The sequence below is a fragment of the Planomonospora algeriensis genome, from assembly GCF_977012225.1.
The window spans coordinates 1-1,724 of record NZ_CDRNDK010000800.1 but is presented as its reverse complement, the minus strand read 5'-3'; the positions used below and the strand labels follow the sequence as shown (position 1 = coordinate 1,724).

Below are 1,724 nucleotides of genomic sequence, written 5' to 3'. Positions count from 1 at the left end.
GCCCCGCCGGCGCGGTCCGGGGCCCTGGCCCGAGACCCGTTCACCCTGGGGGTCGCCTCCGGGGACCCGTCCCCCGGCGGGTTCGTGCTGTGGACCCGGCTGGCGGCCGACCCGCTGAGCGGGGACGGACACGGCGGGATGCCGGGCCGGGACGTGGACGTGCGCTGGCAGGTGGCCACCGACGAGCGGTTCACCCGGGTCGTGCGCGCGGGCACCGAGACCGCGCGCTGGCAGCGGGCGCACAGCGTCCACGTCGAGCTGGACGGGCTGGAGCCCGGCCGGGAGTACTTCTACCGCTTCCGCGCCGGCGGTCACCTGTCCCCGGCCGGCCGTACCCGCACCGCCCCGGCCGCGTCGGCGTCCCCGGCCGGGCTCACCTTCGCCGTCGCCGCCTGCGCGCACTACGAGCACGGCTACTACACGGCCTACCGCAGGCTCGCCGAGTCCGAGCCCGAGCTCGTGGTCCACCTGGGCGACTACATGTACGAGTACGGGCCGCAGGGGTACACCGCGCTCGGCGGCGGCGTCCGGGAGCACACGCCGGGCAAGTGCGAGACCCTGGCCGACTACCGGATGCGGCACGCGCAGTACAAGAGCGACCGCGACCTGCAGGCCGCGCACGCGGCCGCGCCCTGGCTGGTCGCCTTCGACGACCACGAGATCGAGAACAACTGGGCCGCCGGGGTCTCCAGCACCGGCGCCCCGGCGTTCGCGCGGCGCAGGGCCGCCGCCTTCACGGCCTACTACGAGAACATGCCGCTGCGCCGCTCCAGCGTCCCCGGCGGCGCGTCGATGCGGGTGCACCGGCGGGTGGACTGGGGCCCGCTGGCCCGCTTCCACCTGCTGGACACCCGGCAGTTCCGCGACGACCAGGCGTGCGAGGACGGCGTCCGGGCCGGCTGCGACGACCGGCTCTCCCCGGAACGCACCCTGCTCGGCGCCGACCAGCGGGACTGGCTGCTCGGCGGGCTCTCCGCCTCGACCGCCCGCTGGAACCTGATCGGCCAGCAGATCCTGATGGCCCAGCGCGACCACCGGACCGGCCCCGGCAGCGAGGTCAACCTGGACTCCTGGGACGGCTACGCCGCCGAGCGCACCCGCCTGCTGACCGGCCTGCGCGACTCCGGCGCGGCCAATCCCATCGTGCTGACCGGCGACGCGCACATGCACCACGCCGCCGACCTCACGCTCGACTTCGACGACCCGGACGCCGAGAGGGTGGCGGTGGAGCTGGTCACCTCCTCGGTCTCCAGCGACGGCGACGGCTACCGGGACGAGAGCCGGGTCGCCGAGATTGTGGCGGAGAACCCGCACATCGCCTACCTGGACCAGCGGCGCGGTTACCTCCTCTGCCGGCTGACCGGGGAGGAGCTCCGGGCGGACTTCCGCGTCCTGGAGTACATCAGCCGTCGCGGAGCCCCCGCGAAGACCGGCGCCCGCTTCACCGTCCCGGCGGGGGAGCGGATACTCGACCCCCGCTGACCGGGGCGGGCGGCCGATCGCGCGGGGCCGTGGTCCGGGCGGGCGGTCGTACGGGGCCGCGGTCCGGCCGATCGGCGCGGCCGGCCGGTCCGGTCAGGGAGAAAATCTGTGTGATTTATCGGAAAATGGACCATATGAGTCACCCTGTTACGAGGCTCACCGCCGCGGCCCTGGCCGCCGCGCTGGGCGGCACCCTCCTCCCGACCCCGCCGCGGCCGCGGTCCCGGCTGCCCGAACGGGCC

At 75.2% G+C, this 1,724-nt stretch carries 1 protein-coding gene; it reads left to right on the top strand.

Annotated elements, in window-relative coordinates:
• Positions 1-1,482: alkaline phosphatase D family protein (locus ACWJ6R_RS35900; RefSeq protein ID WP_449066472.1), on the top strand; the 1,482-nt coding region annotated here is incomplete at its 5' end.
• Positions 1,483-1,724: the final 242 nt, after the last annotated feature.